We start from the raw sequence: 26172 nt of genomic DNA, 5'->3' as shown, positions 1-26172 counted from the left end.
GAGCACCGCCCGGGACAAAGTCGTTCTACTCTTGGTATTCGATTTCGACCGCACCGCCCGGCATATGCGACGTGCCCCAGACCGCCACTTCGCGGCGGTAAGGCTTCGGATGCTGCGGATCGTCCTCTTCGATCTCGCGGGCGATCCGGTGTCCATCAAAGGTCGCGTCGGCGATGAGCTTGGGAGCCCAGGCATCGCCGATAACATACACACCCTTGATGCCCTTCTCGGCCCACTCGCTCTTCCGCTCCTTCAGACCACGATAGATCTCGTCGTCCGAGGAACGGCCGGTCACGAGTACCAGCGTGTCGAAATCAACCCAGCGCTGGGTCTTGTTCTCATCGCGCGGCAGCTGACCGGGGCCCTTGTACTGCCGCTTCCAGCCGTCGCCGTAGATGTCGTAGATCTCGATACGCCCCTCTTCGGCGCGCGAGGCCCAGACACCATCGATCATCTCGACATGGTTGTTGTGCAGCCAGCGGTGCAGGTTGGGGAGTTCGAGCGTGAACTCCATGTACCGGCCCATCTGCACGCCATTGATGATCGTGACGTCGTGGCCCGCTTCCTTGAGCCGCTGCGCGAGGCTCGGCCCCATGAAATACCAATCGCAGTTGAGCACCACGACCTTCTTGCCGATCTTCTTCTTGCCTTCGAAGATCTGCTCGGGCGTGACGCACCAGTCCTGGCTCGTTGCATCGATACCGGGGATCGGCTCGTGGGTCAGACCGCTCGTGCCGTCCGTGTTCCAATGGGAGCCCGTGGCCACGATGATCTTGTCGGCGCCGTAGTCGAGACAGTCGTCGACCGTCATCGGCTTCACGCCGAGCGCAACTTGCGAGTCCTTGTTCTTCTTCAGAAGCTTGTTGAGCTGGGTCTCGCGGTAGTCGCGGTGATAGCTCCACTCGCCGAGGCCGGGCAGCGTCGCGATCGTGTTGACGCAACCGCCGACCTTGTCAGCCTTGTCGACCAGGTGAACGGTGTAGCCCCGCTCCATGAGGATGCGCGCGGCCTCCGAACCGGACGGGCCGGCGCCGAGCACGAGGATCGAGTCGTCGGACTCGGCCTTCGGGAATTTCTCGGGATGCCATCCGCGGCGATACTCTTCACCAGCCGTCGCGTTCTGCGTGCAGATGAAGGGCGGCCCGCCGATCTCCCACCGGGAGATGCAGACATTGCAGCCGATGCAGGTCCGAATGTCGTCGAACCGGCCTTCCTTGATCTTCTCGGGCAGGAACGGATCGGCGATGCTCGGGCGGGCTGCGCCGATGATGTCGAGTTCACCGGCACGGATGACTTGAACCATCTTCTCGGCATCGGTGAAACGGCCGACGCCAAGCACCGGCTTCTTCGAAACCGCCTTGATGTGCTTCTGCCAGGGGATCTGATGGCCCATGCGATACCAGCGCGAGGGGCCGGCGTCCTCGCCCCATTCGGCGATGTCGCCCACATTGACGTCCCAGACGTCAACCAGCGGATCCGCCAGCTCGACGAACTTGATGCCGTCTTCCTCGACCTCGACGCCGCCATCACCGTAAAGCGTGTCGACAGCGAAACGAGTCGCGATCGCGCAATCCTTGCCGACCGCATTGCGGACCTTCTCCAGCGTCTCAAGCCAGAACCGCGCACGGTTCTCGAGCGAGCCGCCATATTTGTCGGTGCGGCGGTTGTAGTAGGGCGACAGGAACTGAAGCGGCAGATAGGAGTGCGCGCCGTAGACATAGACAATGTCGAAGCCCGCGTCGCGCGCACGAATACCGGCATCCACGTAGTATTGCTGCAGCCGGTTGATGTCGTCCTGATCGGCCTCGTGGCAATAGGTCAGGTTTTCGTATTCCGAGTTGAACTGGCTCGGCCCGTAGGACGTGCAGCGCGTCTCCATGCACGGAGCGTGCGCGGCGCCGTACCACATCTCGACACCGGCCAGCGCGCCGTTGGCGTGAATGTGATCGGTCATCGCGCGCAAGTTACGGATGTCGCCATCATCCCAGATTCGGGCGGACACACGATGGCAATCGTCCGACTCCGGATGAATCGAGCAGTATTCCGTGTTGATGCCAGCCCAGCCACCTTCGGCCTTCAACGAACGGTGCGCAGCCTGGAAACCCGGCTTGTCCGATCCGGCGCCGATACAATGGGGCACCTGATAGAAGCGGTTGCGGAGGGTTTTGGGCCCGATCTTGATGGGCTCGAATAGGATGTCGTATTTCGAGTCACTCGCCATGGAGTGCATCTCCCTTTCTCTGGCGGTGGGGAGATCAGCTCCGCTCAACCGCTATTCTCGACCAGCCAGAGCTCGGAAAAAGTTTCGTCCGGCTTATTGTTATGTGCCGAACCGGCCGCCCAACCCGAGACATCTTGGCCATGCAAGTCTCGGCCAATTCAGCCCAATTCCAATTCCCTTGGATGGATACCCACTTGGGGTTAGCCGCCGCCCGGTGCGCGGCAGGAACCAGGCGCTTATTCAGAATGGGCTACCTCCACGAGAGTAATTGTCATTCGGCGTATTCACTTCGACACTACGGAGAGCCGCCACGATGCGGTTTTGATCGAAATCACGCACACGTTGGGGCGACATGAGCACGCGAAACTCCGCATTGAACAGTCGACACGAAGCTCTGGGATCGAAACTCGACGGCGAGACATGGTGCGATATGCGCGTGCCATGGAGCTATGCCACCGATCCGAACGACGAAGTCGTCTCGGTACGGACCTGCGCCGGGCTCTACGACGTTTCGGCGCTGAATATCGTGCGCGTGACGGGCCCCGACGCCGTTGCCACGCTCAATGGCCTCGTGGCCATCGACGTATCCACGATCGCTCCGGGCACGGCACGGCTGGGCGCGGAAGTCAACGAGAACGGCGCCCTCGTCGACGACATCATGATTATTTGCGATGGACCGGACGAATACCGCGTAACCCACGGCAGCGGCGCCACGCCGGAACATCTCAAGAAGGTCTCCGCGGGCAAGAACGTTTCCGTCGAGTGGGACCGGGATACCCACGTTCTGTCGCTGCAGGGTCCGGCTTCTCTGAAAACGCTGAACCCCCATACGCCCATGGCGCTGGAGACGCTCCCCTTCTTCAATCACGCCAAGACGACCCTGTTCGGCAAGGACGTCATTATCGGCCGCTGCGGATATTCGGGAGAGCGTGGATACGAGGTCTATTGCTCGTCAGCCGATGCCGGTGAGATGTGGGATAACATTCTGGCCGCCGGCAAAGAGTTCGGCGTGGTCCCGGCCTCTTGGACATCGCTCGATCTCATCCGGGTCGAGTCCACGCTTCTGTTCTTCCCCTACGACATGCCCGAAGGCGACACGACTCCGTGGGAAGTCAACATGGGCTGGGGCATCGATGAGGACAAGCAAGCGGACTACATCGGCAAGCAGGCGGTCCTTTCCCTTCGCGGTCGGGAGCGAGTCAAACAAGCCGGCATCGTGTGTGACACCGACGACGCGGTCGAACCCGGCACGCGCATCTTCAAGGACGGCAAAGATATCGGTGTCGTCACCAGTTCGAGTTTCAGCCGGTACCTCATGAAGTCCTTGGCTATGGTTCATCTCCTCCCGGACTATACCGGACTTGGCACGCAGGTGACGTTGGGCGGCGAACCGGGCATTTGCACCGGTACGGTGGTGCGGACCCCGTTCTACGACCCAATGCGCCTGCGTGTTGAGGAATAGTAGCCCCGAGTGCCGCCTGCTACTGGCCGCGGGTGGTACCAAGAGCCGGTTGTGTGCACGTCACGCGGCCGGCTCTTTCCCTTTGCACATTCGGCGGAAACCGTACGCAGAAGCGATCAAGCCGATGCCCAGAGATGGCAGGCTAGCGTGACGGCCACCGCGGCGGCGAGTGCCAGATAAGGCAGCACCCCCCCACGCGTCGCCACGCCAGCCTCCGGGCCGAGATGCATGTCCTCGGCCATGTTCTCCGGATAGACGCCTTTGTCCTGCACATAGTGCCGGTAGATGAAGAACGGCACGGCCAGGAACACGATGACGAAGCCGGTCAGCAAGGTGCCCTGCCCCCATATGTTCGCACCGATCCCGGCCACGGCCATGTTGACGAACGACATCAGGACGCCGGCGATCAGAAGGACCCGCGGGACCCGATAAGGCCGGACCCAGTCGGGGCGATCGAGCCGGTGTATCCAGCCCGCGTTCACGTAGAGAAACGTGAAGACCATGTAGGAGACATTGGTCGCGGCCAGGACGAAGATGTAGTCGGACATCAGCAGAAGGCCGAGATTGAGAACCAGGTCCGTCCACATGGCGTGTGTGGGGGCGCCTGACTTGTTCACGTGGGAGAGGTAGCGCGGCAGCCATCCCTCGACCGAACCCTGATAGGACGTCCGCGCGGCGCCGGACATCGCCGTCATGATGCAGAGCAGGATCGCGAGGATCAGCAGCACCGCGACGATGGTTTCCAGCACCAAGCCGCCGCCGAGAATGTCGGCCAGAACATGACCCACATCCATGCCGCTGCGGATACCCGGCGCGATCATGCCTTCGATCCCGAGCGAGCCTTGAAAGGCTAGCGGCACGAGCGTGAAGACCCCGACGCACAACAGCCCCGACGACATCAGCGCCAGAAACGTATCCCGGGCCGGGTCCTTGAATTCGCGCGTATAGCAGGCGGCCGTCTCGAACCCGTTGGCGGACCACAAGGCAACGAACAAGGCGCCGCTGACAGCGATCCAACCCGCCTTGTCCCAGGTGCCGTCGACCGCTTGACCGGCCGCGTTGTAGGCCAGCGGGACCAGCGGCAAGAAATTCTCGCGCGGCATGTCGCCGGTGAACAGCGGAACGATGCCGATTAGAATGAGCGGCACGAGCGCCGCAATCCCAAGCAGCATGGTCACGCGCGCAGACTGAAGGATGCCGCCCCGCTGGATCGCGAAGCAGCCAAGGAGCAGCGTGGCCGCGACGATGAACGTCGCGTTGATGCGTAAGGTGAGCCCCTCCTTCAGCCATCCGAGATCGGCCAGCACGATTTGCCAACTCGTGATGGCGGCGTCCGGGGCGAAAAACAGGTTGAGAACGTAACCGGCGCCGAGCCCGGCACCGATCGACAGCACCACCGACCACGCCGACCAATTGCACCACACCGCGATCGGGGCGAACAGCTTGCCGTATCGTGACCAGGCGATCGCGCTGTGGATGGCCGCACCACCGGACTTGCCCGGAAAGAGTCCCGCGATTTCCGCGTAGGTGAAGGCCTGGATAAAGGCCACCGTGATGGCCGCGACCCAGACGAGCCAGGAGGCCTTGCCTGAGGTGGCGGCGACACCGCCCATGGTAAAAAGAACCAGGGCCGGGACGCCACTGGCGACCCAGAATGCATCCCGCCAACCAATCTGCCTCTGCAGCGACCGCGGGCTTTCGCCGGCGTCTTGTCCCACGTCTTCTACGGCCACCGGCTTTCGATCGTTCCCCGACTGGGACGGTTCCTAGGCCCCGTCCTGTTGTTTTGTTGTCCGCACGAAGGTCCCGCATCCGCTACGAGCCAGCAATGCTCTGATCGAAGTAACTCCTAAGAGGTACGATCTTGTAAGAATGCAGTGCTCTGTGAAGCTGTGCTAAATCTCGACAAGAATTGATTTTCCGGGGACCACGCACACGCCGATGATGCAGACACAAACGCCCATTCTTGAGGTTCGCGATCTTGGCCGCATCTTTGGCGGCATCGTCGCCATCAACGATCTCAGCCTGACTGTTCGTGAGGGCACAATCCACGGCCTGATCGGTCCCAACGGCGCCGGCAAGACAACGACCTTCAACGTCATCAGCGGCTTCTATCCGCCGTCACGGGGCAAGATTTTGTATTGCGGTGAGGACGTTTCGGGCCGGCCGACCAGCGCGCTTGCCGAGCGCGGCCTGATCCGCACGTTTCAAGGCACCACGCTGTTCCACGAATTCACCGTGATCGAGAACGTTCTGCTGGGATGCCATCGCAGTGCGAAGGCAGGCGTGCTCAGCCGAATCCTCGGAACGGACCGCAACATCGAGGCGGCCGCAAGGGTCAAGGCTTACGAGATCCTCGAGTTCCTCAATCTTGCGCATCTGGCGGACGAGTTGACGGCGAACCTGTCGCACGGCCACCAGCGCGCCCTTGGACTGGCGGTCTCACTTGCCGCCGAACCGCGGCTGCTGCTTCTCGATGAGCCCTTTACCGGGATGAACCCCGAAGAAACACGGCAGATGATCAAACTCGTCCGGCGCATCCGCGAGGAGCAGAGTGTGACCATCATGCTGATCGAACACGACATGCAGGCGGTCATGGGCCTCTGCGATATCATCACGGTACTGAACTTCGGAACGCTCTTGACCGAAGGCACGCCGGAAGAAGTTCGCACCAACCCCGCCGTTATCGAAGCCTATCTGGGAACCGCAATCGATGCTGCTTGAGATCAAGAACGTCAAAGTTCACTACAACAAGGTCGCCGCCCTGAAGGGCGTCAGCATGGCTGTTCCCGACAAGGGCATCGTCACCATCGTCGGCGCAAACGGCGCCGGCAAGAGCACGACCTTGCGCGCAATCTCAGGCCTTGTCCGGATCAGTGACGGCGAGATCATTTTCGACGGCCAGCGCATCGATCGGCTGGCGCCTGAAAAGATTGTCGCACTCGGGATCGCGCATGTGCCCGAAGGCCGGCGTGTTTTCCCGGACCTCACGGTCGAAGAGAATCTCAGAACCGGTGCGTTCCTGCGATCCGACAAGGATGGGATCGAAGCGGACCTACGCGACGTCTTCAAACGCTTCCCGCGCATGGAAGAGCGCCGGGGTCAGTGGGCCCGGTCTCTCTCGGGCGGCGAACAGCAAATGCTGGCAATCGGCCGCGCCCTGATGTCCAGGCCGCGCATGCTGATCCTCGACGAGCCCTCCATGGGCTTGTCGCCGGTCATGGTTCAGGAGATGGCGCGTGCCATTCGCGACATCGTGGATCGCGGCGTTCCCGTCGTTCTCGTCGAACAGAACGCCGAGCTCGCCCTGAAGCTTGCGAATTTCGCCTATGTCCTCGAGACCGGAACAATCGCGCTGGAAGGACCAGCACGGGAGCTGCACGACAATGACCATGTTCGAAAAGCCTACCTCGGCGCCTGAGATCTGGAGTCTGCAGGAACTCGTCAACGCCGGCTGGAGCGAGGACGATCTGGCGTGGGAAGCCACCAGCGAGGAAACGGTCTCGGCCGCATGTGCAGGAGACTTCGAGCGGGCAAAGGACGAGGCGGGCAGCGCCTTGCGGCTCGCGCGTGAGACCTTCGAACCAATTGACCCGCGGCTGGGCACAAGCCTCGCCAATTTCGGAATATGCCTTGCGCTGACCGGCGACAAGAACGACCTCCCCGCTCTGACCACAAAGGCCCTTGAGACCTGGCGCAGTGCCCATCCCTGGATCGCACGCATGCAGGCGCCCAGAGTGGCGCGCAGTTCGATGTTCCACCTCCGCATGGAGGCTCTTCACCGCGATACCTACCGCGCCCTGTGGCAGAAGCGGTGGAACGAAATCGCCCAGGACGCGGCAACGCGCCTTGAGGCTTTGCGGGACGATCCGGGCACGCTTAGCGCGCCCGATGCGGCCGTTTTCACGGCTTGGCGGCGCGAACGGCCGGCCATGTTGAATGACACCCGCAAGCTGCTGGCGGCCGGTCAGCTCTTACTTGCGCCGGCTGCAAATCCTAGCGCCTAGAGTCGCTCTTCCATTCTGCTTGAGAACTTAGTGGCCGTTATTGCGCGCTGCGTGCGGCTGCCGCGCGGGCCCGGCTAAGCGCCGGCCCCGCCGATCCGCCGATCCTCACTCTGCGACTTGAGGTGACGCGAGAGATCCGTTCCCCTCTTTGTCCCGTCCCCGGAACAGTCGCTTGATCTTCGGAACCAGGCTCTCCAGCCCGTTGGGCAGGAACAGGATCGCGATGATCAGGAGCGCGCCGTAGAACATCGGCCGCATCTCCTCAACACCGAGCGACCGCAGCACGATTTCGTTCACGATGGTCAGCACCACGACGCCGATGATGGGTCCGTAGAAGGTCGCTGTCCCGCCGACGATCGCCCAAATCAGAATGTAGACCATCTCCTCCACACTGAACCTGTTGGGCGCGATCGCCCCCACATAGTGGGCGTAGAGCGCACCGGCGAGACCGGCAAAGAACGCGGAGAACACGAAGGCGAGCGTCCGGTAGCGGAACGTGTTGACGCCGACGGATTCGGCCAGCTTGTCCTGCCAGTGAATCGCATGGAACGTCAGTCCGATGCGCGACTTCTCAATGCGATACAGAATGAGAAGGGATATCGCGACGACGACGAGGCAGAGATAGTAGTAGTTCACCGGCTCATAGAAATCGATCGTCAGGAAGTCCGGGAAGGCGGGAATACGCTTGATGCCCTTCGGGCCGCCGAACAGAAACGTCAGGTCGCTCCACTTCCACGAAAGACGAATGACCTCGCCGGCCGCGAAGGACGCAATGAGAAAGTAGAACCCCTTCATCCGGAACAACGGAAAGCTGAGAAGAAACGCGATAAAGCCCGCCATCGAGGCGCCGGCCAGCATGGCAAGCGGGACCGGGACCGATAGCTTCTTTGCCACCAGGGCCGATGTATAGGCCCCCACGCCCATAATGACCGCATGGGCCAGAGACCACTCGCCTGTCAGCGTCAGCAGCCGATAGCTGCAAACAAGCAGTACGTTGATCACGAGCAGAACCAAGACCTCCTGCTGCGAGAACGACAGGAGATGAGGGAGCACGACGAGCACGCCTGCCAGAAGTACGAACCCAAACGCCGCAGCGAGGTTCACGGAATGACTGTCAGGCTTATGCACGTTCTTTCGCTCCAAATAGTCCTGTTGGCCGCACGATGAGGACGCCGAGCATCAGGAGGAGACCAACAATATTCGCCAGGGTGCCGTCGTAGAGCGTCGTCACGAAGGTGTGGACGAACGCGTAGAGGATCGAGACCAGAACAGCCCCTTCCAAAGAACCGAGGCCGCCAACGATAATGATGATGAAGGCGGAAACGACGACCGGGTGCCCCATATAGGGTGTCGGCGAAACCAACGGCGCCGTCAGGGCGCCAGCGACACCGGCAAGCGCCGCGCCAATGAACATCGCCAAACGTGCCGTGTTGTTGATCGACATGCCTTGAAGCACGGCCGCTTCCCGATCTTGGGCACAGGCCCGCAACGCCCAGCCAAACTTGCTCTTGCGCAAGAATACCCAAAGCGCGCCCAGCAGGGCGACGGCAGCCACGATGACGTAGAGTCTCTGGTAGGTCAGAACGACCCCGTCCATGAAGACAATTTTGTCCTGCGTCGAGGGCGGCACGTTCTTCATCCGCACGCCGAATCCGAGAACCGCAATGGTCTGCAGAATGAGGAGAAAACCGATCGAGGCGATCAGGCCGCCCAATGGATTATCGCGTAAGGGCCGGAATAGAGCCAACTCCATCAGAAGTCCGAGCACCCCGACAAAGGCGAGACCAGCCGCGACTGAAAGAAAGAATGGCAATCCTTGGTCGGCATATAGGGCGACGACTGTATAAGCCCCTGCCATATAGAGCTCACCGTGGGCAAAATTGACCACGCCCATCACGCCGAAGATGAGGACGAATCCAACCGCGATGAGCGCCATGTAGCTCGCGGCGTAGGTCGCGTTGACGACTGTCTGAAAGAAAAGTTCTGCTGTCATTCCATATCGCTCCGCCGCGCGCCCGGCCCAGTATGGGGCCGGGTGCCAGCAGTCGTTTGCACAGAAAGAATGGCTCTGGCGGGTCCGCGCCGTTCACGGCACGCGTTGCCGATGTCAATGTTCGCTCCGCGTTTGCGAACCAGCCTGCGCCCAGTCTGTTTAGCCGCGCTGATAGTACATCTGATTGAGCGCCTTCATGTGCTTGATCATCAGGTCGCTATGCTTTTCCCACCAGGCAGGGATGGACTTGAAGTCCTGGATCTTCGCCTTGCCATCCTTGATAGCCACGACGGGCCACTCGCCGACGAGCGCGTTGTCGATGCCAAAGAGCTCCTTGCCCCACCACTTGGCTTCGCCAAACGCCTGGCGCCCGGTACCGCCGACCTTCATGGCCTCGAGCACCTTGACCGGTTCGGTCGTTCCGGCGCGTCCCGCGGCGTCAGCCCACAGATCCATGATCGAGGCGTACTCCCAGGACACGGCGCTCCATTCGCCCTTGCCGTACCGCTTCACGTACTCGGCGTAGAAATCGTTCGGCTTGTTGAAGTTCACGTGCTCGGCATTCATCGCCGGGTCGTCGAAGTCGGGGAACTGGAAGATGAAGCCTTCCATGAACTCCTTGGACGTCTTCTCGACCAGCTTCTCGTAGAAGTCGGCCGTGCAAGAGATCATCTGGCCCTTGAAGCCCTGCTGGAACGCCTGCTCCACCAACGGATGCACATAATCCGCGTAGCACGTGTCCAGGCAAATGATGTCTGGCTTCAGCGCCAGCATCTTGGACATGAGGGGCGCGAAGTCGGTCGTCGCCGGATCGAAGAAGATGGGTTCGTCAAGGACCTCGATGCCCGCGGCCTCGAAGGCGGCGAGGTAGGTCGCCACAGACGGCTTGCCAAGGGAGTCATCCTGCGCGCAGACGACGGCCGTCTTGAGTTCCGGCTTGTTCTCGGCAAGCCACTCGACGCCCGTCACATTGTAAATCGGATGCACCTCACACGGCGCAACCAGGAGCTCCGTCTCGGGGCTCAGGTCGCTCGGCAGGAGGGTCGAGAACAACATGTTCTCTTTCTCTGCGATCGGAGCCGCACCCGGCCACGGATCGCCGCCCAGCATCATGACGAACTTGACGTCGTCTTCCTTGACAAGCTTCACCGCGCCGGTCCGTGCCTTGCTCGGATCGTACTCGTCGTCATAGGCGACAAACTCGACCTTGTACGCCTCATCGCCGATCTTGACGCCGCCATCCGCGTTGACCCAGTCCGCCCAGATCTTGCAGCCGTCCAGACCTGGCTTGCCCCAGGCGGAGACTTCGCCGGTCAAGGGGGCGAGGAAGCCGATCTTGACCACGTTGTCCTTGCCGAAGGCGAATTTCGGCATCGACACGCCGGCCATGGCCGTTACCGCCGCCGTGGTTGCGAGAAAGTCGCGGCGACTAATCGTGAATTTGCTTGTCATTTAGTCCCTCCACGTCAAAAGACGGCACGACCGCGAGTGCGAACGGCCTGCCTGTTACACGCATTTCTGATGGGTGATGAATGGGTGGCGCGGCGCAGTGGACTGTATGAAGCTCAGTTCGGTTATTCATGATGCCCAAGCTTCCAACCGCGAGTTGCGCCACCAGTTTTCCGGCCTCGAAATCGGGCCGATATCGTTCTGATGCTCGGTAGTTTCGGTGTTGAAACGACGGCGGGGCAATCCTCTTGAGTGAGTAACTCCTAGGGGGTACGGGAATACATTAGACTTCCAAAAGATCACTTGGCAGGATTGAGCGATGAAACCTTGAGCAAGTCCTTCGAGGATTCATCGTGCCAAGTGAGACCATCATCAAAACGACATGCGCGCGCGACTGTTACGACGCGTGCGGAATAGCCGTGCATACGCGGGACGGGTCGATCACCAAGGTCATTGGCGATCCGGACCACCCTGTTTCGCGCGGAAAACTCTGCGGTAAATGCGCGATTGCCTACAACGGTGCATGGCGCGACCCGGCACTTCGGCTTTCCTCTCCCTTGCGGCGTGCGGGACCGAAAGGCGAAGGCAAGTTCGTTGCGATCTCCTGGGACGAAGCGCTCGCGGAAATCTCCGAACGCTTCCGGCAACTTGTCGCGCAAGACAACGCACACACTATTCTGCATACGCACTATACGGGCACGGTCGGACTCCTAAACATCGCCTTCCCATTGCGCTTCTTCCACCGTCTGGGCGCGACCGAGGTCGACCCCGACACGGTTTGCAACAAGGCCGGCCATGCCGCTTTGGACCTCACGTTCGGCACATCGGTTGTCGGCTTCGATCCGCGCACGGCGCGGGATTCAAATTGCATTCTCGTCTGGGGCGCCAATCCATCTCACTCGGCCCCCCACCAGGACCAGCGCTTCATAGCTGACGCCGCTGCGGCTGGCACAACGATCATCGTCGTGGATCCGATCGAGCATACTACGGCTTCCGCATCGGACATGTTCCTCAAGCTGCGCCCGGGGACCGACGCCGCCCTGGGATTTGCATTTCTCAACGTGATGCAGTCGAACGGCTTGATCGATTGGGAGTTCGTCGATGCGCATGTTCTCGGTGCCAAGTCGCTCATGGAGACGATCGACCGCACGACCCCGGCCGTGGCGGAAAAGCTATGCGGTGTGCCGGCCGAATTGATCGAGAAAGCGGCCCGCGCCTACGCGGAAGGCCCTCGTTGCTCTGGCTTGGACAGGGTGTGCAGCGCCAAACCTATGGCGGCAACGTCTTTCGGGTTCTCTCGGCGCTGGTCGCCTTCAGCGGAAATGTCGGGAAGCCCGGCGCGGGCTTCCTCTACTTGAACGGTCCCGACCGGCGCGGCATCGACATGGACACGGTCGCGATGCCCGAACTCGCGCACGGCGAGACACCGTCCATTAGTCACATGGACCTGGCGGCGACACTCGAACAGCCTGAGCTGGCGAAGGCACTCGTCACCTGGAACAGCAATCCGGCAGCGTCCTCGCCGGAGCAAAGGCGTCTGCGCAAAGCCTTGACGCGCGACGACCTTTTCCATGTTGCGGTAGAGCTCTTTCATACGGACACGACCTCCTATGCGGATATCGTTCTGCCTGCAGCGAGTTTTCTCGAGTGCAACGATCTGGTCCTGTCCTATTTCGACCTGACGCTGTCGGCCCAGGCGAAGGCTGTCGATCCTCCCGGCGACGCGCTGCCAAACCATGAGATATTCCGGCGATTGGCAGGCGCGATGCGCTATGAGGAGCCTGCTCTGTTCGAGAGCGAAGCCGATCTCATCGAGCGACTGCTCGAGCAAACGCCTTACGCCGGCAGCTTCTCGGACTTGGCGGCGGCCGGGACAGTCACGCTCTACGACGAGCCCCAAATACAGTTCCCGGACCTTTCGTTTCCGACAGAGTCGAAACGCATACAGCTCGCGAACGACGCTGCGGTCGAACTCGGACTTCCGCGCGCGCCCTCGGCCCATGCGGACGAGCGGGCTCAACCCGGTTTTCTGCGGATCGTTTCGCCCGCATCGGCCTGGCTCATGAACTCGAGCTACGGCAACGATTCCGTTATCCAGAAGAAGCTCGGCGCGCCATCGATCATTCTTCACCCCGAAGATGCGGCCGAGTACGGCATATCGGACGGAGATCCGATCGTTCTGGTGAACGACATCGGACGGTTGACGCTAACCGTGACGGTCTCCGAGATCGCACAGCCTGGCATGGGCATTGTCTACAAAGGCCGCTGGCCGGGGACGACGGATGCCGATGCCAATATCAACGCACTGGTCTCTGGCCGCAAAAGCGACCTTGCGGAAAACACGACCGTTCATAGCACCGAGGTTCGGCTCGAGAGGGTCTGACCCCACATGTTCAAAGACGAGAAAGAGGACAATCCATGGGACCGAGTTGGTGGCAAATCGCAGTCGTTATTGCCTTGTTCGTGCTTCTCTTCGGCCGCGGCAAGATATCCGACGTCATGGGAGACGTGGCCAAAGGCATAAAGAGCTTCAAGGAAGGAATTGCCGACGAGGACGTCGACAAGGTCGATCGCCACACCGGTTAGGTCTCCGAACCACTGGAATGCAGTGGGCGACGCCGGCCGGCGTCCGCATAGACCTGTGCTCGCTCCAGGGCCGGGGGCCCCGCCCCTAGCGCGCAGCGAACAACGCGACAAGGCCGCGCTGTTCGACCTTCACACGGGCAAAATGGCGATTCAGACCATCCGTCAACGCGGCTAGGCTGTCCTCGGTATTATTGAAGACGCCCCGCTCGTTGTAGACTTTGAACAATGCTCGGGCGGGCCCGTTGGGCCGCACGCCGTCGCCGAGAATCGTGGCACCGAACAGGCACGCGTCTTGTGCCATGAGAGGCTTGAGGTGATCGAGCACCACGAGCTTCTCCGCCATGGAGCCCGGCAGACAGTGAAGCACGTAGGTCAGCGACACCGACGAGAACGGCGCGAGATCCAATTTCAGCGGCTCCAAGAGATTGGCCTCCCGGCACTCCGGCTCGAACCGCGCCAGCCGCCGCGCCGACACTCTCAGGCAATGCGTGTTGATGTCGAGCAAGACCAGGCGGTCAAACGCCGTGCCGGCACGGTCGAGGAATAGACCCGTGCCGACCGCGGCTTCCAGGTGGTTCGCCGACAGATGACGCTGATAGAGATCCGTGATCGTCGAGGTCGGACAGCGCCACGCGAACCGATTGGAGAGACCGTGAACCGCCAGGTCGTAGAACGACAACGAGGCGGGCGTATAGATGGCGTGAGCCTTTGCGACAGCGTCCATCGTGGCGACGGAATCTGCCCCGGCGCGCGCGACACCGCCCCGCGCTGATTTTGGACAGGGCGTCGGAGCCCCCTCTTCCGATTTCGTCATCGCTTGAACATAAGGGGTGGCTGAAAACGCGCACCAACAAAGAAAAAGGGGCGCCGAAACGGCGCCCCTTTGGAAGGTAGTGTTTGGGTAAGTTTTAGAACGATGCGCTGATCGTACCGACAACGCGGCCGTCGCAGTTGTCGCCGGCACCAGGGGCGCCACCGCAACCAATATCGCTCAGATCGGTATCCCAGTAGCGGATATCGGCGGCCCAGTTGTCCAGGAAGCCGAGGGTCAGACCCGCGTTCCAGTACGTGTAGTCCGTACCGGCATCGGCCCACTGGAAGCCGACCACACCGCTGACGCTGGGGTGAAGAAGTTGAACCACTCATTGGCGAAGGCGTACTCGCCGCCGACTTCAAGAACGTCGTAGTCGGAGTCGGTACCCCAGTAGTTGGTCACGCCGAGAGTGAAGGCATCACCGAAGGTGTACGAACCGCCCGTCTTGATTTCGACGATGTCGATGCCGTTGGCACCCGGGTAGGTGTACCACAGGACGCCGATATCGAGGTCGAAACCGCCAATCGTCGGAGCGATACCACCGTAGTAGTCGATCTCGAGGCTGTCAGCGAAGTCGACGTTCGAGCCCCACATGCCCACATAGAACATGCCGTAGGAAGCATCGAGCGAACCCTGAACGGCCGGGTTCTGGTTGGTCTGAGAAATACCACGGAACACGTAGTCCGTGGTGAAAGCTGTCGTAGCGCTGAGCTCAAGCTGGTTACCAGAGCCACCGCCGAAGGGGCCAAATGCCTGGTCCCCAGGATCTTGCGCCTGTGCTGCAAGGGCGGAACCCGCAACGAGCGCCGCTCCCAAAACTGTAGATTTGAAGATCCCCGCAATATCACGCCGAGCCATTATCCAGTCTCCTGCTTTTCGCCTGTCCCTGACGACTTGATTTCGTTGTTTAGGATGCTGCTGACACGCTGTGTTCGCGGTGCAACGTCCCCCGTGGCTTTGACAATAGTCAGGGCTTTTGGGGAAGCAACGAAAAAGCAAGCTTGGTTCGAAATCTAAGAACCCAGTGTGTCTTATCTGCAATGATTTGCAGTTTTTGATACCGCATTGGGCTTGGGGGTAGCTTTGGTCAGCCTACCTATTCGGCCAAATGCACAGATGATAGGCGTTTTGGGCGCGGAGCCAGGGGACCTTGCCAGAATGACGCAGGTCAACCCGGACGACTCAGTGCGGAATCGCGACCCCGCACCACGTCTTGTTCGGTAGATTTCGCTCCCATAGAGTGCCGATCCCACTTGGTTGGGGCCCGCTTGGCGGGTTTTTTCCGATATTTCCGGCAGCAGCCTACGACTCGAAGGACACTATGGCCGCCAACCCCTTGGAAGCCTGTGCATTGGTGACAGGCGCCGCCCGCCGCTTGGGCCGGGCCATCGCGGAAGACCTGGCGCGCGACGGGTGGCGAGTCGCGGTCCACTTTCAGACCTCCGAGGCGGACGCGCGCAGCCTCGTGGCGGAAATCGAGGCTTTCGGCGGCCGCGCGGCGGCCATCCAGGCCGACCTGTCGGAGATCCAGGCCTTGCCGGGCCTGATCGAGGACAGCGCCAAGGCCCTCGGCCCCGTGACCTGCCTCGTCAACAACGCGGCCTGTTTCTCCTGGGACTGGCCGGACGACTTCGACGAGACCGGCTGGACGCAGCATCACGAGGTGAACCTCCGTGCGCCGGTTTTCCTGACCAAAGCCTTTGCCAAGGCCCTGCCGGACGGGGTCGAGGGCAATGTCATCAATCTGATCGATCAGAAGGTTCATGCGCTGAACCCCCATCACTTTACTTACACAGTCGCCAAATCAGGCCTTTGGACCGCGACTCGCACCCTCGCCCAGGCCCTGGCGCCCCAAATCCGGGTCAACGCCATCGCACCCGGTCCGGTGCTGCCCTTCGCGGGCCAGTCGGACGAGGACTTCGCACGCGAGTGCCGTGACACTTTGCTGAAACGCCCGGTCCCCATGAGTGACATCACGGCGACGGTGCGCTTTCTGCTAGAGACAGGGTCGATCACGGGCCAGATGATCGCGCTGGACGGCGGGCGGCACCTCAATTGGCGCGCCGACGCCGGCTAAGGCGAATACTTGTACTATAAGCCCCGTCGAGGGGCGCCCTTGAAGGTGGCCGGAGCCACCCCCTAGTTTGAATGACAGGTGCGCCCCGCGGAGACGTGGGCGCCAACACAATACGATTCCATGACACCGGAAAGCTCTGATAGCGAAAGCGCAAACCCGCCGCTGCAGCGGGAACAGGACGCGATTCCCGAGACGGGCGCCGCTGTCATCGCGCGCCACGCGAAGCTCGCCCCGCCCGGCCCCGGCGTCTATCGCATGTTCGATTCCGAAGGCCAGGTTCTCTATGTCGGCAAGGCCCGGCACCTGAAGAAGCGCGTCCAGAGCTACGCGCGCGGCACCGGCCACAACAATCGTATCGCCCGCATGATCGCCGACACGGCGGCCATGGAGTTCGTGACCACCAACACCGAGATGGAGGCGCTTCTCCTCGAGGCGAACCTCATCAAGCGGCTGAAGCCCCGCTACAACGTGGTGCTGCGCGACGACAAATCGTTTCCCTTCATTCTGATTGCGCGCGACCACCCGGTGCCGCAGATCCTGAAGCACCGCGGGGCACGCAACCGCAAAGGCGACTATTTCGGCCCCTTCGCATCGGCCGGTGCGGTAGGCCGGACCATCAATACTTTGCAGCGCGCCTTTCTATTGCGCTCGTGCTCCGACGGTTACTACGAGGCCCGTACCCGCCCCTGCCTGCTCTATCAAATCAAGAGATGCAGCGCACCCTGCACCGGCGAGATCTCCGAGGAAGCCTATGGCGAGCTTCTCGACGAAGCCCTCGGTTTCCTGCGCGGCGAGAGCGATGAGGTGAAGCACCGCCTGCGCGCGCTCATGGAAGAGGCGAGCGAGGCCCAGGACTACGAGCGCGCGGCAGGCTTCCGCGACCGGCTGACGGCGCTGAGCCATATCCAGTCGCATCAGGGGATCAACCCGCACACGGTGAAGGACGCCGACGTGTTCGCCGCCCACCAGGAGGCGGGGCAGACCTGCATCCAGGTCTTCTTCTTTAGGGCGGGCAACAATTGGGGCAACCGGGCCTATTTCCCGCGCGCGGACAAGGCCCTCCCCGCGGAGGAGGTCCTCGAAGCCTTTATCGCCCAGTTTTACGACGACAAGCCCCCGCCCCGGCACATCCTTTTGAGCCACGAAATCGCGGGCCAAAGCCTGCTGTCGGCCGCCCTGGAACTGAAGGCCGGACACAAGGTCGAGGTGCTGACGCCCCAACGCGGCGAGAAGCGCGATCTTGTCGAGCACGTGCGGACGAACGCGCAGGAAGCCCTAGGAAGACGCCTCGCCGAACACGCCTCACAGCGCGACATATATAGAAGACTGGCCGAGGCACTCGATCTGGAGGAGCCGCCGGAGCGCGTCGAGGTCTACGACAACAGCCATATTTCAGGGACGAACCCCGTCGGCGCCATGATCGTGGCGGGGCCTGAAGGCTTCCAAAAGGCCCAATACCGCAAGTTCAACATGAAGGGCGACGACCTCACCCCCGGCGACGACTACGCCATGATGCGGCAAATGCTGACCCGCCGCTTCAGCCGTCTTCTGAAAGAGCGCGAGAACGACGAGGAGGACAAATGGTCCATGCCCGACCTCGTGCTGATCGACGGCGGGCCCGGCCAGCTCTCCGCGGCCCACGAGGTCCTGGAGGAGCTCGGCCTGACCGACATCAACCTCGCTGCGGTCGCCAAAGGCCCGGACAGGAACGCCGGGCGCGAGCGCATCTACCGCAAAGGCAAGGAGACTTTGATGCTCGAGCCGCGCGATCCGGTGCTCTATTGCATCCAGACCCTGCGCGACGAGGCCCACCGCTTCGCCATCGGCGCGCATCGTACGAGGCGGAAAAAAGGCATCACCGCCTCGCCCCTCGACGAGGTGCCCGGCATCGGCCCCACCCGCAAGCGGGCCCTGCTCCAGCATTTCGGCTCGGCCAAGGCCGTCAGCCGGGCCGGAATCGCCGATTTGGAGAGCGTTGGCGGCATCAGCGCCCACATGGCGAAAACGATCTACGATTTTTTCCATGAACGCGGTTAGCAGCGCCGCCCATTGCGTTATGTTGGGAGGCACGAACTTCAGTTGAGCGATTACGACATGTCGGAACAAGGATTGGCGGGACGGGGCGTGCCAGGCAGGCACGATGCGGACCGCGGGCACAACGCGGATCGGCGGCATTACAGCAGCCTGCCGAATATCCTGACCTATGGGCGCATCGTCGCCGTTCCGGCCATGGTCGCCTGCTTCTTCATCGAGGCCGATTGGGGCCGCTGGCTCGCCATGTGGATCTTCATCGCCGCGGGCGTCAGCGATTTCCTCGACGGCTATCTCGCCCGCGCCTGGCAGCAGCAAAGCAAGCTCGGCCAGATGCTGGACCCCATCGCCGACAAGCTGATCGTCGCCGCAGCCCTCCTGATGCTGGCCGCGAACGGGACGATCGCCGGCTGGTCGCTCTGGGCCGGCGTCATCATCCTCTCCCGCGAGATCCTGGTCTCGGGCCTGCGCGAATTCCTCGGGGGCCTCAGCGTCAGCGTCCCCGTCACCAATCTCGCCAAGTGGAAAACCGTGGTGCAGATGGTCGCGATCGGCTTCCTGCTGGCCGGCCCCGCCGGCGACAAGGTCTGGTCCTACACGACCAATTTCGGCCTGACGCTTCTTTGGATCGCCGCGATCCTCACGCTTTACACGGGCTACGACTATTTGCGCGCCACGCTGCGCCATCTCATGCCCGACGAGAAATAGGCACAACTGAACAATGACACGCCTCCTCTACTTTGCCTGGGTGAAGGAAAAGACCGGCATCGCGTCCGAAGACGTGGAGTTGCCGGGCGGCATCGGCACGGTCGCCGACGTCATCGCCTGGCTGAAGACGCGCGGTCCCGAATTCGAGAACGCCTTCGCACAAGAAGAGACGATCCGCGCCGCCGTCGACCAGACCCATGCGCGCGCCGATGCCTCCATCGCCGGGGCACGCGAGATCGCCTTCTTCCCGCCCGTCACGGGTGGCTAGGCGGCAAGGAGGCGTGCCGTGATCCGCGTCCAAGAGGGCGACTTCAATATCGGTGAAGAGATCGACGCTTTACGTGCCGGTCGCACCGACATCGGCGCCATCGTCACCTTCACCGGCACCGTGCGCGACGCGCTTCGCGAGTCTGATGGCGACAACGCCAGCGAAGTCACGTCCATGACGCTGGAACACTATCCGGGCATGACCGAGAAGGAACTCGCGCGCATCGAGGAAGAAACGAGATCGCGCTGGCCGCTGCAGGCATCGCTGATCGTACACCGCGTCGGCACGCTCCTCCCCGGCGACAATATCGTGCTCGTCATCACCGCCTCGGCCCATCGCGAAGCCGCCTTCGAAGCGGCGCGCTTCCTCATGGACTATCTCAAGACCTCCGCCCCGTTCTGGAAACGCGAGACGGGCCCGGAAGGCGAGCGCTGGGTGGAGGCGAAAGCGACGGACGACCAAGCCGCCGCGAAGTGGCGCGAGGAGTAGAGCGCCCTCGCATGTCACCCCGCCTTCCCGGGAGCGGTATTCCTAGTTCAGTTGGGCTGAATAAGACTACTGCGGACTCCATTCAGGCTTCATCTCAATGATTACCTCTCGCAACATACGAGGTAGCTCAGTGAGAAAGAATTTGCTGTTGGCATTCTCAGGATCAAACGAATAGCGCAATTCCTCAAATCCGCGAGCGCCTGCAGTGAGCGCCCAATCCAGATCCGCTGGTATGCGCTCACCAAATTGTTTCTCAATCAATTCGCGGGCTCCGGCATTCCGGTCTATGTCCGCGTCCCATTTTTCCTTGATCCGTTTTCGTGTTGCTGGCGAAAGACTGCGGAACAGATTTTTGAGGTTGTGGCCCTTGTCGTACCTGCCACGTTCAATGCACTGAAGACACTTGAAATAGAGTTCCGACGCGAATGCTGAGAGCACAAGCGATGGCCCTGCGAACACCTTGATGTGTGCAGGTGGCATATCGTTGCCGCGCAAGCGAACGTTGGCGAAGTAGAATGCATTCGCTTGAACGAAAATCTTTGCCGGTTCTGCTGAAGACTTCATAGGCAATGCAAGGATTAATACGAGGTCGGAAACGAAGGCTTGGAAGACGCGAAACCAAGCTCTAAACGCACCCTCAGCGCCGGGGCCATACTACACCGACCTGGCCGCGTGGAGGAGGCGTTGCCGAACTACCAACCAAACAGAGACGAGAAGATGCGTCGTCGACAGTAACTTGAAAACCCGGCTAAAACGCCGGGTTTTCGGTGAGTTTTTCCTGTCTACGTCGCGCGTTTTGCGCTGCTTGAAAGGATATAGGAATAGCCGAATTGCTGGCCCCTAGTTCCTGCTCCAGAACTAGCCTGTCATATGGCACTTTCGGCACAACAGCCCGCGCTAGCGTTTCAAGCTGGACTAATTTGTATCGCTGCATTGTCTTAAGCGTTCTGGATAGATTGCTTTCTTTGCGACCGGACAGCTGCGCCAACTCTCTAATAGAGGCGGGACTAGCGCGACGGATTAATTCTAAAAGAAGTGTATTCTTAGAAGAGAGAACCTGAGCCAAGGACTCCATGGATGTAAACCATACCTTAGGCTCGTTCGGCCCTGGTTTATGTTCGCCGCGTGCAATGGCAATCGTTCGCGCCTTCATCTGCTCGCGTGATGCAATCCCAATCCGTAGAATCTTTGCGCGTTTGCTCATGGTGAAATACCTTCGTCTTTCAAAACCCTGTCTACCTCTGCCCAAAAGTCCTCCACGAGCGTTCCTGCGTCAGTGTATGCGTATGGCTTTACGTTTCCCCTTTCGTCGTGCCTGTGATCGTTCGTAGGGCTTTTCTTCTTAGAGGGAGATCGCCCGGTTTTGACTGGATGCGCGTTGTCAAAGCACACTAAGCGATTTCCCTTGGGATCCAACAGACAAAGGCCGTAGTCGATGCCATGTGGCTTAGCCTCGGTCGGCCCCACAATCTTTGCGTGAATCTCCACCCAATAACCGCGCCCCATTTCCATGATCTCTCCATCCAAATCAAGGAGACGATCAAGGGTATGGTCCTTGTCTGCGGACTTAGACTTATCAACAGCTGATAGTTTTGTCAAGGCTAAAGCCAATTTTTCGCTTTAAAATCAATGGAATGAAAGAATGATGCGGGATGATATACGGCTTAAGTGCCCAGAACAAGGCCCACAGGCCTTCGTCACCGTACCCTAACGACCCGCGCGCCTTTGGGCAGCGACGGGAGCGCGGGGCCCCAGCCGCAGACGGTGCGGTAGATGCAGACGCCGTGGGTGCAGATGGGCCGCTTGCGGCAGACCTGGCAGCGATAGACCGGGCGGCAGCCGGCGCAACGCACGATCCTCTGGCAGACCGGCGCAGCCTTCGCGGCTTTGACGGGGACGACCATCGACGTCGGCATCGGCGTGAACTTGGAGACGTCCGCCGTGCTTGCCGGCGCGAGGGTCCCCACCGAAAGCAGAAGCCCTACAATTCCGAGTGCGATGCGCGCATAAGCCATGATCGCTCCTCTCGCAGTATCGGCGACGATGCTACCCGATCGGTCTCTTTAGTTCAGCCCCGCCTCGGCCAGTAGCCATTTGCGAAAGGTCGCGACGCGCGGATCGTCCAGCGCGCGCGGCGGACAGACCAGCCAGTAGCGGATGCCCACCTCATGCGTGATGTCGAACGGCGCGACGAGGCTGCCGGCCTCGAGCTCCGCCTTCACCAGGTGCTGCCGCGCGACGGCGACGCCGAGGCCTTCCGAAGCGGCGCGCAGCAGAAGCTCCGAATAGCCGAAGCTCGGACCGCGATCGATATCGATCCCCTTGAGCCGCGCGGCCTTCAGCCAAAGCGGCCAGTCTTCCGGATGGGCGTCGTTGCGCAACAGAACATGATGGGCGAGATCGGCCGGCTCTTTCAGCGGGCGTGGCCCCTCCAACAGCGCGGGGCTGCAAACCGGAATCAAGCGCTCGGCGATCAGCGGTTCGCAATGAAGCCCCGGCCAATTCCCCTGCCCGTAACGAATGGCCAAATCCACGTCCGATCCCGTGAAGCTCGCCGCCTCCATGCTCGCGTCGAGCCGCACCTCGATCTCGGGATGCTTGCGTTTGAGATCGGCGACGCGCGGGATCATCCATCGCACCGCGAATGTCGGCAGCATACTGATCGTCAGCGGCGCGTTGGGCTTGCGCTCATGCAGATCGGCAATGGCGAGCGAGAGCCGGTCCATCGCCGCCTGAACCTCCGGCAGAAATCGCTGCCCGGCGCCGGTGACCGTCACGCCATGGGACCCGCGCTCGAACAGCCGAATGCGCAACGCCTCTTCCAGGCCGCGGACCTGATGGCTCACCGCCGACGTGGTCACCGACAGCTCCGCCGCCGCCTTGCGGAAGCTCCTGAGGCGCGCCACGGCTTCGAAGGCTCGAAGGCCCGCCATGGTCGGGATCGGAACGTGCGCGGTCATGATGAATTCTTCTCAACACCTGATGAAAACATATCGCTTTTCAGCCGCTTTTCCGATTGTAAGTTCATGAGAAGATTTCACCAACCGCCAAGGCGCGCCCCATGAAGCCCATCCGCATTTTCCGCCACGAGGACTGGATCAATCCCGGCCGTCTCACGCAGTTTCTCGAGGCCCAGACGATTCCCTGGGAATTGGTGCGGATCGACCAGGGCGATCCCGTGCCACAAACGGTCGACGACGTGGCGGGACTCGCTTTTCTCGGCGGCACCATGAGCGTCAACGACGAATTCCCCTGGCAGCTCGACGAGATGGCGCTGATCCGCAAGGCCGCGGCCCAGGACGTGCCCATGCTGGGCCATTGCATGGGCAGCCAGCTCATCGCCAAGGCGCTGGGCGGCGCCGTGGCGCCCATGCCGGACAAGGAGATCGGCTGGTGGCAGGTGACGAAGTGCGACAACCCCGTGGCGCGGGAGTGGCTCGCCGAGACGCCCGATCCGGTCGAGATTCTCATCTGGCACCACGAGGCCTTCACCCTGCCGGCCGGTGCGGCGCCGCTCTATTCGAGCCCGTTCTGTGCCGAGCAGGCCTATGCGTTCGGCAATACGGTGGCGACGGTCGCCCATCCGGAGGTGACGGAGGAACTGCTCGAATGCTGGCTGGACGTTTACGGCTACGACATCGAGCCCACGGCGCCGAGCATCCAGCCGATCGAGAAAATCCGCGAGGACCTGGCCGAACGCTGCGTGGCGATGCATGCGGCCTTCACGGACCGGGTCTACGAGAAATGGCTGGCGCGGATCGTGGCCTATGCGCAGGCCCAAGAACACTCCGCCGCGTGAGGGCGGACTAACGGCGCACGATCACGTCGTCGGTCCCGTGGCGATGCTCCCAGCCCGAGCGCTGCAGCGTCGGCGTGTCGTCTTCCGCCTCCGGATAGCCCACGCAGAGATAGCCGATGAAGATCCACTCCTCCGGCACGTCGAGCGCCGCCGTGACGCCGGCCGGATCGATGATCGACACCCAGCCGACGGCAATGCCTTCGGCGCGCGCGGCGAGCCACAGCGTGTGCACCGCCGTCACCACCGAATAGTCGATGGTCTCGGGCATGGTCATGCGGCCGAGCCCATAGCCCTGCACCGTCTCGCGATCCGCATAGACCGCGATGTGCACCGGCGCCTCGTCCATGCCTTGCAGCTTCAGCCGCGCATAGAGCGCCGCCCTGTCCGGCGATTGCATGGAGAGCGCTTCGGCGTTGCAGGCCTCGAAATTCGCGCGGATCGCGGCGCGGCGTGCAGGATCCTCCACCAGCACGAAGCGCCAGGGTTCGCTCAAGCCCACGGACGGTGCGAGGCAGGCCAGCCCCAGCAGCCGGTCGATCATGCCTTCGGGCAGCGGATCGCGCTTGAAGTGCCGCACGTCCCGCCGCCAGCGCAACAGATCGTAGAGCTTCGCGCGGAACGAGCCGTCGAACTGGGGCACGGGCTCACGCGTGTCGGCGTCGCCCTTTTCGGGCTCACGCGAGCTGCGCTGCTGAAATTGATCGCCAAACGCTTTCATCGCCGCAAATCCTACCATGCTCGCGCGCGAGGCTTGCTCGTTCTTTCGGGCAGCGCTGACGGTACGGTCGGTACGATCGAGCTTTTCGGTCCTTGAGCAAAATGCATCTATTTCCCTGAAAACAACTCACTTCATGCAAGGATAGGAAACCGCTAGAACCTACTCATGACGTTCGGCCGCCCAGCCCGAATGTCAGAAGCGTCCCTGCCCGAGCCTGGGCGCTTCCTCATCTCAGCCTTGCGGCGGTCTCTCGGTTTCGGCCGGAGATCGCCGCATTCTTTTTATGGGCTGCTGATATGCGGCCGGCGCGCGAAGCCGGCCGGCGAAGCAGGGTTCACCGACAAAGCAAGCGTGATCGCTATTTGGGGAGCCTTTGCGGGCGGCCGTTAGCCTGCCGCGGCAATGCTCTTCGCGGGGTGCACGAGCGCGGCGTAATCGGCCATCAGCGTGCGCGTGATCTCGCCGGGCACGAAGTTGTACTCGCCGATGGAACCGACCGGCATGACCTCGGCGGCCGTGCCCGTCACGAAGCATTCGGTGAAATCCGCAAGCTCTTCGGGAAGGATGTGCTTCTCGACCACGTCCCAGCCGCGCTGCTTGGCGAGGCCCATGACGGTGCGCCGCGTGATGCCGTTGAGGAAGCAATCGGCGGTGGGCGTGTAGATCACGCCGTCCTTCACGAAGAAGATGTTGGCGCCCGTGCACTCGGCCACGTAACCACGCCAGTCGAGCATGACCGCGTCGGCGAAGCCTTCGCGCTCGGCGCGGTGCTTCTCAATGGTGCAGATCATGTACAGACCCGCCGCCTTGCTGTGGACCGGCGCCGTCGCCGGATCCGGCCGGCGGTATTTGGCGAATTTGAGCTTCATGCCCTTCTCGATCGCGGCGGGATCGAAATAGGAGCCCCATTCCCACGCGGCGATGGCCACGTTGATCTTCGTCTTCTGGGCCGAGATGCCCATCTGCTCGCTGCCGCGCCAAGCCAGCGGGCGCACATAGGCGTTGGAGAGTTTGTTGGCGGCGATGACCTCGCGCGCGGCCTTGTCGAGCTCTGCGACGGAATACGGCACTTCGAAATCAAGCATCTCGGCGGATTCGCGTAGGCGCTGATTGTGCCCGGTCAGGTCGAAGATCTCACCGTCATAGGCGCGCATGCCTTCGAACACGGCGCTGCCGTAATGCAGGGCATGGGTCAGCAGATGCACCCGCGCATCATCCCACGGGATCATCTCGCCATTGAACCAAATCAAGCCGTCACGCTGATCAAAGCCCGGCATCGGTCTCCTCCAAGAATAGGGGCGCGCCGGTTTTTCCGGATGCGTCTAACCCCTGGGCAATTTCCACCCCAAGTCCAGCCATACGATACCGTGTCAGAGCAATTGCGCACACGTGCGGCGGGGCGTATCAAGGGGTATTAAGTCAACATGGCTGACATAATCCAAGCCAAAATATATGTCAACATGACTGACCTAAATACACCTCTCTCCCGTGGCCGCAAAACTGCGGGAAACAAGCGCGCGGGCACCCGCGCGGACGGAGCGGTTGTGGCC

At 61.6% G+C, this 26172-nt stretch carries 28 protein-coding genes; 13 read left to right on the top strand and 15 right to left on the bottom strand.

The genetic code is table 11. The features are described 5' to 3' along the window. Nucleotides 1-25: 25 nt before the first annotated feature. Nucleotides 26-2221 (bottom strand): FAD-dependent oxidoreductase, encoded by a 2196-nt coding sequence (locus DCY11_RS12475; protein ID WP_108683831.1) that lies wholly within the window; start codon nucleotides 2219-2221, stop codon nucleotides 26-28. Nucleotides 2222-2594: 373 nt separating this feature from the next. Between DCY11_RS12475 and DCY11_RS12470 the strand changes: the two genes are divergently transcribed. After that, nucleotides 2595-3683, top strand: coding sequence for an aminomethyltransferase family protein (locus tag DCY11_RS12470; protein ID WP_371515009.1), 1089 nt, complete (start codon nucleotides 2595-2597; stop codon nucleotides 3681-3683). Between the two features lie 116 nt (nucleotides 3684-3799). On the opposite strand, the gene DCY11_RS12465 is transcribed toward DCY11_RS12470, so the two are convergent. Next, the gene (locus DCY11_RS12465; RefSeq protein WP_108683153.1) at nucleotides 3800-5416 is read right to left on the bottom strand and encodes an APC family permease; all 1617 of its coding nucleotides are present in this window, start codon (nucleotides 5414-5416) and stop codon (nucleotides 3800-3802) included. A 208-nt stretch (nucleotides 5417-5624) separates the two neighbouring features. Here DCY11_RS12465 and DCY11_RS12460 point away from each other — a divergent pair, with 208 nt between their 5' ends. From DCY11_RS12460 to DCY11_RS12450, 3 genes are read left to right on the top strand one after another with little or no spacing between them, the layout of a single operon-like run. Further along, the gene (locus DCY11_RS12460) at nucleotides 5625-6407 is read left to right on the top strand and encodes an ABC transporter ATP-binding protein (protein WP_245409365.1); all 783 of its coding nucleotides are present in this window, start codon (nucleotides 5625-5627) and stop codon (nucleotides 6405-6407) included. Then, a complete protein-coding gene (locus DCY11_RS12455; protein WP_245409525.1) occupies nucleotides 6400-7104 on the top strand; it encodes an ABC transporter ATP-binding protein in 705 nt (234 codons plus the stop codon). Before DCY11_RS12460 ends, DCY11_RS12455 begins: the two co-directional genes overlap by 8 nt. Then, nucleotides 7070-7690, top strand: coding sequence for a hypothetical protein (locus tag DCY11_RS12450; protein ID WP_108683151.1), 621 nt, complete (start codon nucleotides 7070-7072; stop codon nucleotides 7688-7690). The genes DCY11_RS12455 and DCY11_RS12450 overlap by 35 nt, the downstream gene beginning before the upstream one ends. A gap of 105 nt (nucleotides 7691-7795) precedes the next feature. Here the strand turns inward: DCY11_RS12450 and DCY11_RS12445 are convergent, their stop codons facing one another. The 3 genes from DCY11_RS12445 to DCY11_RS12435 form a co-directional block, all read right to left on the bottom strand. Further along, a complete protein-coding gene (locus DCY11_RS12445) occupies nucleotides 7796-8818 on the bottom strand; it encodes a branched-chain amino acid ABC transporter permease (protein WP_208430467.1) in 1023 nt (340 codons plus the stop codon). After that, nucleotides 8811-9683, bottom strand: a complete 873-nt coding sequence (locus DCY11_RS12440) for a branched-chain amino acid ABC transporter permease (protein WP_069443344.1) — start codon at nucleotides 9681-9683, stop codon at nucleotides 8811-8813. Before DCY11_RS12440 ends, DCY11_RS12445 begins: the two co-directional genes overlap by 8 nt. Before the next feature lie 159 nt (nucleotides 9684-9842). Then, on the bottom strand, nucleotides 9843-11135 hold the full coding sequence (locus tag DCY11_RS12435) for an ABC transporter substrate-binding protein (RefSeq protein ID WP_108683149.1): 1293 nt from the start codon (nucleotides 11133-11135) through the stop codon (nucleotides 9843-9845). Nucleotides 11136-11485: 350 nt separating this feature from the next. Here DCY11_RS12435 and DCY11_RS15980 point away from each other — a divergent pair, with 350 nt between their 5' ends. The 3 genes from DCY11_RS15980 to DCY11_RS12420 are packed head-to-tail and all read left to right on the top strand — an operon-like array spanning nucleotide 11486 to nucleotide 13718. Then, the gene (locus DCY11_RS15980) at nucleotides 11486-12490 is read left to right on the top strand and encodes a molybdopterin-dependent oxidoreductase (RefSeq protein ID WP_108683148.1); all 1005 of its coding nucleotides are present in this window, start codon (nucleotides 11486-11488) and stop codon (nucleotides 12488-12490) included. Further along, the gene (locus tag DCY11_RS16065; RefSeq protein WP_256385637.1) at nucleotides 12388-13515 is read left to right on the top strand and encodes a molybdopterin-dependent oxidoreductase; all 1128 of its coding nucleotides are present in this window, start codon (nucleotides 12388-12390) and stop codon (nucleotides 13513-13515) included. Before DCY11_RS15980 ends, DCY11_RS16065 begins: the two co-directional genes overlap by 103 nt. Nucleotides 13516-13550: 35 nt before the next feature. After that, on the top strand, nucleotides 13551-13718 hold the full coding sequence (locus tag DCY11_RS12420) for a twin-arginine translocase TatA/TatE family subunit (RefSeq protein WP_069443340.1): 168 nt from the start codon (nucleotides 13551-13553) through the stop codon (nucleotides 13716-13718). Nucleotides 13719-13803: 85 nt separating this feature from the next. On the opposite strand, the gene DCY11_RS12415 is transcribed toward DCY11_RS12420, so the two are convergent. From DCY11_RS12415 to DCY11_RS12410, 3 genes are all read right to left on the bottom strand, one after another. After that, on the bottom strand, nucleotides 13804-14442 hold the full coding sequence (locus tag DCY11_RS12415) for a class I SAM-dependent methyltransferase (protein ID WP_108683146.1): 639 nt from the start codon (nucleotides 14440-14442) through the stop codon (nucleotides 13804-13806). A 184-nt stretch (nucleotides 14443-14626) separates the two neighbouring features. Continuing rightward, nucleotides 14627-14827, bottom strand: coding sequence for a hypothetical protein (locus tag DCY11_RS15610; protein WP_159079995.1), 201 nt, complete (start codon nucleotides 14825-14827; stop codon nucleotides 14627-14629). After that, nucleotides 14767-15390 (bottom strand): TorF family putative porin, encoded by a 624-nt coding sequence (locus DCY11_RS12410; RefSeq protein ID WP_108683145.1) that lies wholly within the window; start codon nucleotides 15388-15390, stop codon nucleotides 14767-14769. Before DCY11_RS12410 ends, DCY11_RS15610 begins: the two co-directional genes overlap by 61 nt. A 463-nt stretch (nucleotides 15391-15853) precedes the next feature. On the opposite strand from DCY11_RS12410, the gene DCY11_RS12405 reads away from it, so the two are divergent. The 5 genes from DCY11_RS12405 to moaE all read left to right on the top strand — a co-directional run bounded on the left by DCY11_RS12405 (nucleotide 15854) and on the right by moaE (nucleotide 20105). Continuing rightward, nucleotides 15854-16609 (top strand): SDR family oxidoreductase, encoded by a 756-nt coding sequence (locus DCY11_RS12405; RefSeq protein WP_108683144.1) that lies wholly within the window; start codon nucleotides 15854-15856, stop codon nucleotides 16607-16609. 120 nt (nucleotides 16610-16729) lie between these two features. Continuing rightward, nucleotides 16730-18646: an excinuclease ABC subunit UvrC gene (uvrC, locus tag DCY11_RS12400; protein ID WP_108683143.1), complete on the top strand. Its 1917-nt coding sequence runs from the start codon at nucleotides 16730-16732 to the stop codon at nucleotides 18644-18646. Nucleotides 18647-18703: 57 nt separating this feature from the next. Beyond that, nucleotides 18704-19348 carry a CDP-diacylglycerol--glycerol-3-phosphate 3-phosphatidyltransferase gene (gene pgsA / locus DCY11_RS12395; protein ID WP_108683829.1) on the top strand — a complete coding sequence of 215 codons (645 nt, stop codon included), beginning with the start codon at nucleotides 18704-18706 and terminating at the stop codon, nucleotides 19346-19348. 13 nt (nucleotides 19349-19361) lie between these two features. Further along, nucleotides 19362-19616 carry a molybdopterin converting factor subunit 1 gene (moaD, locus tag DCY11_RS12390; RefSeq protein WP_108683142.1) on the top strand — a complete coding sequence of 85 codons (255 nt, stop codon included), beginning with the start codon at nucleotides 19362-19364 and terminating at the stop codon, nucleotides 19614-19616. Nucleotides 19617-19634: 18 nt separating this feature from the next. Beyond that, nucleotides 19635-20105 (top strand): molybdopterin synthase catalytic subunit MoaE, encoded by a 471-nt coding sequence (gene moaE, locus DCY11_RS12385; protein WP_108683141.1) that lies wholly within the window; start codon nucleotides 19635-19637, stop codon nucleotides 20103-20105. A 66-nt stretch (nucleotides 20106-20171) separates the two neighbouring features. Here moaE and DCY11_RS12380 read toward each other — a convergent pair whose 3' ends face one another. The 5 genes from DCY11_RS12380 to gcvA form a co-directional block, all read right to left on the bottom strand. Next, nucleotides 20172-20669, bottom strand: a complete 498-nt coding sequence (locus tag DCY11_RS12380) for a hypothetical protein (RefSeq protein ID WP_108683140.1) — start codon at nucleotides 20667-20669, stop codon at nucleotides 20172-20174. A 184-nt stretch (nucleotides 20670-20853) separates the two neighbouring features. Then, complete coding sequence (locus DCY11_RS12375; protein ID WP_208430466.1) at nucleotides 20854-21309, bottom strand: transcriptional regulator; 456 nt, start codon at nucleotides 21307-21309, stop codon at nucleotides 20854-20856. After that, a complete protein-coding gene (locus DCY11_RS15970; RefSeq protein WP_245409523.1) occupies nucleotides 21306-21611 on the bottom strand; it encodes a DUF6516 family protein in 306 nt (101 codons plus the stop codon). Before DCY11_RS15970 ends, DCY11_RS12375 begins: the two co-directional genes overlap by 4 nt. A gap of 191 nt (nucleotides 21612-21802) precedes the next feature. Then, nucleotides 21803-22120: a hypothetical protein gene (locus tag DCY11_RS12365; RefSeq protein ID WP_108683139.1), complete on the bottom strand. Its 318-nt coding sequence runs from the start codon at nucleotides 22118-22120 to the stop codon at nucleotides 21803-21805. 48 nt (nucleotides 22121-22168) lie between these two features. Next, a complete protein-coding gene (gcvA, locus tag DCY11_RS12360; RefSeq protein ID WP_108683138.1) occupies nucleotides 22169-23065 on the bottom strand; it encodes a transcriptional regulator GcvA in 897 nt (298 codons plus the stop codon). Between the two features lie 101 nt (nucleotides 23066-23166). On the opposite strand from gcvA, the gene DCY11_RS12355 reads away from it, so the two are divergent. Further along, on the top strand, nucleotides 23167-23904 hold the full coding sequence (locus tag DCY11_RS12355) for a type 1 glutamine amidotransferase (protein WP_108683137.1): 738 nt from the start codon (nucleotides 23167-23169) through the stop codon (nucleotides 23902-23904). A 7-nt stretch (nucleotides 23905-23911) separates the two neighbouring features. Here the strand turns inward: DCY11_RS12355 and bluB are convergent, their stop codons facing one another. Together bluB and DCY11_RS12345 are read right to left on the bottom strand one after the other, a co-directional pair. Beyond that, nucleotides 23912-24544, bottom strand: a complete 633-nt coding sequence (gene bluB, locus DCY11_RS12350) for a 5,6-dimethylbenzimidazole synthase (RefSeq protein WP_208430538.1) — start codon at nucleotides 24542-24544, stop codon at nucleotides 23912-23914. A 464-nt stretch (nucleotides 24545-25008) separates the two neighbouring features. Further along, nucleotides 25009-25899 carry a branched-chain amino acid aminotransferase gene (locus DCY11_RS12345; RefSeq protein WP_108683135.1) on the bottom strand — a complete coding sequence of 297 codons (891 nt, stop codon included), beginning with the start codon at nucleotides 25897-25899 and terminating at the stop codon, nucleotides 25009-25011. Nucleotides 25900-26172: the final 273 nt, after the last annotated feature.

It is taken from the genome of Methyloceanibacter sp. wino2 (genome assembly GCF_003071365.1).
Lineage (GTDB): Bacteria > Pseudomonadota > Alphaproteobacteria > Rhizobiales > Methyloligellaceae > Methyloceanibacter.
Note: the sequence above shows the minus strand (reverse complement) of the source record. Positions and strands in the feature narration are given on the sequence as shown.

Bases quoted from the DNA above. Each gene is read 5' to 3' on its own strand.
- moaD (WP_108683142.1), top strand. From the start codon at position 19,362: ATGACACGCCTCCTCTACTTTGCCTGGGTGAAGGAAAAGACCGGCATC.
- DCY11_RS12410 (WP_108683145.1), bottom strand. From the start codon at position 15,390: ATGGCTCGGCGTGATATTGCGGGGATCTTCAAATCTACAGTTTTGGGA.
- DCY11_RS12375 (WP_208430466.1), bottom strand. From the start codon at position 21,309: ATGAGCAAACGCGCAAAGATTCTACGGATTGGGATTGCATCACGCGAG.
- uvrC (WP_108683143.1), top strand. From the start codon at position 16,730: ATGACACCGGAAAGCTCTGATAGCGAAAGCGCAAACCCGCCGCTGCAG.
- DCY11_RS12405 (WP_108683144.1), top strand. From the start codon at position 15,854: ATGGCCGCCAACCCCTTGGAAGCCTGTGCATTGGTGACAGGCGCCGCC.
- DCY11_RS12345 (WP_108683135.1), bottom strand. From the start codon at position 25,899: ATGCCGGGCTTTGATCAGCGTGACGGCTTGATTTGGTTCAATGGCGAG.
- DCY11_RS12475 (WP_108683831.1), bottom strand. From the start codon at position 2,221: ATGGCGAGTGACTCGAAATACGACATCCTATTCGAGCCCATCAAGATC.
- gcvA (WP_108683138.1), bottom strand. From the start codon at position 23,065: ATGACCGCGCACGTTCCGATCCCGACCATGGCGGGCCTTCGAGCCTTC.
- DCY11_RS12460 (WP_245409365.1), top strand. From the start codon at position 5,625: ATGATGCAGACACAAACGCCCATTCTTGAGGTTCGCGATCTTGGCCGC.
- DCY11_RS12355 (WP_108683137.1), top strand. From the start codon at position 23,167: ATGAAGCCCATCCGCATTTTCCGCCACGAGGACTGGATCAATCCCGGC.
- DCY11_RS15970 (WP_245409523.1), bottom strand. From the start codon at position 21,611: ATGGGGCGCGGTTATTGGGTGGAGATTCACGCAAAGATTGTGGGGCCG.
- DCY11_RS12415 (WP_108683146.1), bottom strand. From the start codon at position 14,442: ATGGACGCTGTCGCAAAGGCTCACGCCATCTATACGCCCGCCTCGTTG.
- DCY11_RS12450 (WP_108683151.1), top strand. From the start codon at position 7,070: ATGACCATGTTCGAAAAGCCTACCTCGGCGCCTGAGATCTGGAGTCTG.
- DCY11_RS12435 (WP_108683149.1), bottom strand. From the start codon at position 11,135: ATGACAAGCAAATTCACGATTAGTCGCCGCGACTTTCTCGCAACCACG.
- pgsA (WP_108683829.1), top strand. From the start codon at position 18,704: ATGTCGGAACAAGGATTGGCGGGACGGGGCGTGCCAGGCAGGCACGAT.
- DCY11_RS12380 (WP_108683140.1), bottom strand. From the start codon at position 20,669: ATGAAGTCTTCAGCAGAACCGGCAAAGATTTTCGTTCAAGCGAATGCA.
- DCY11_RS12420 (WP_069443340.1), top strand. From the start codon at position 13,551: ATGGGACCGAGTTGGTGGCAAATCGCAGTCGTTATTGCCTTGTTCGTG.
- DCY11_RS12365 (WP_108683139.1), bottom strand. From the start codon at position 22,120: ATGGCTTATGCGCGCATCGCACTCGGAATTGTAGGGCTTCTGCTTTCG.
- DCY11_RS12440 (WP_069443344.1), bottom strand. From the start codon at position 9,683: ATGACAGCAGAACTTTTCTTTCAGACAGTCGTCAACGCGACCTACGCC.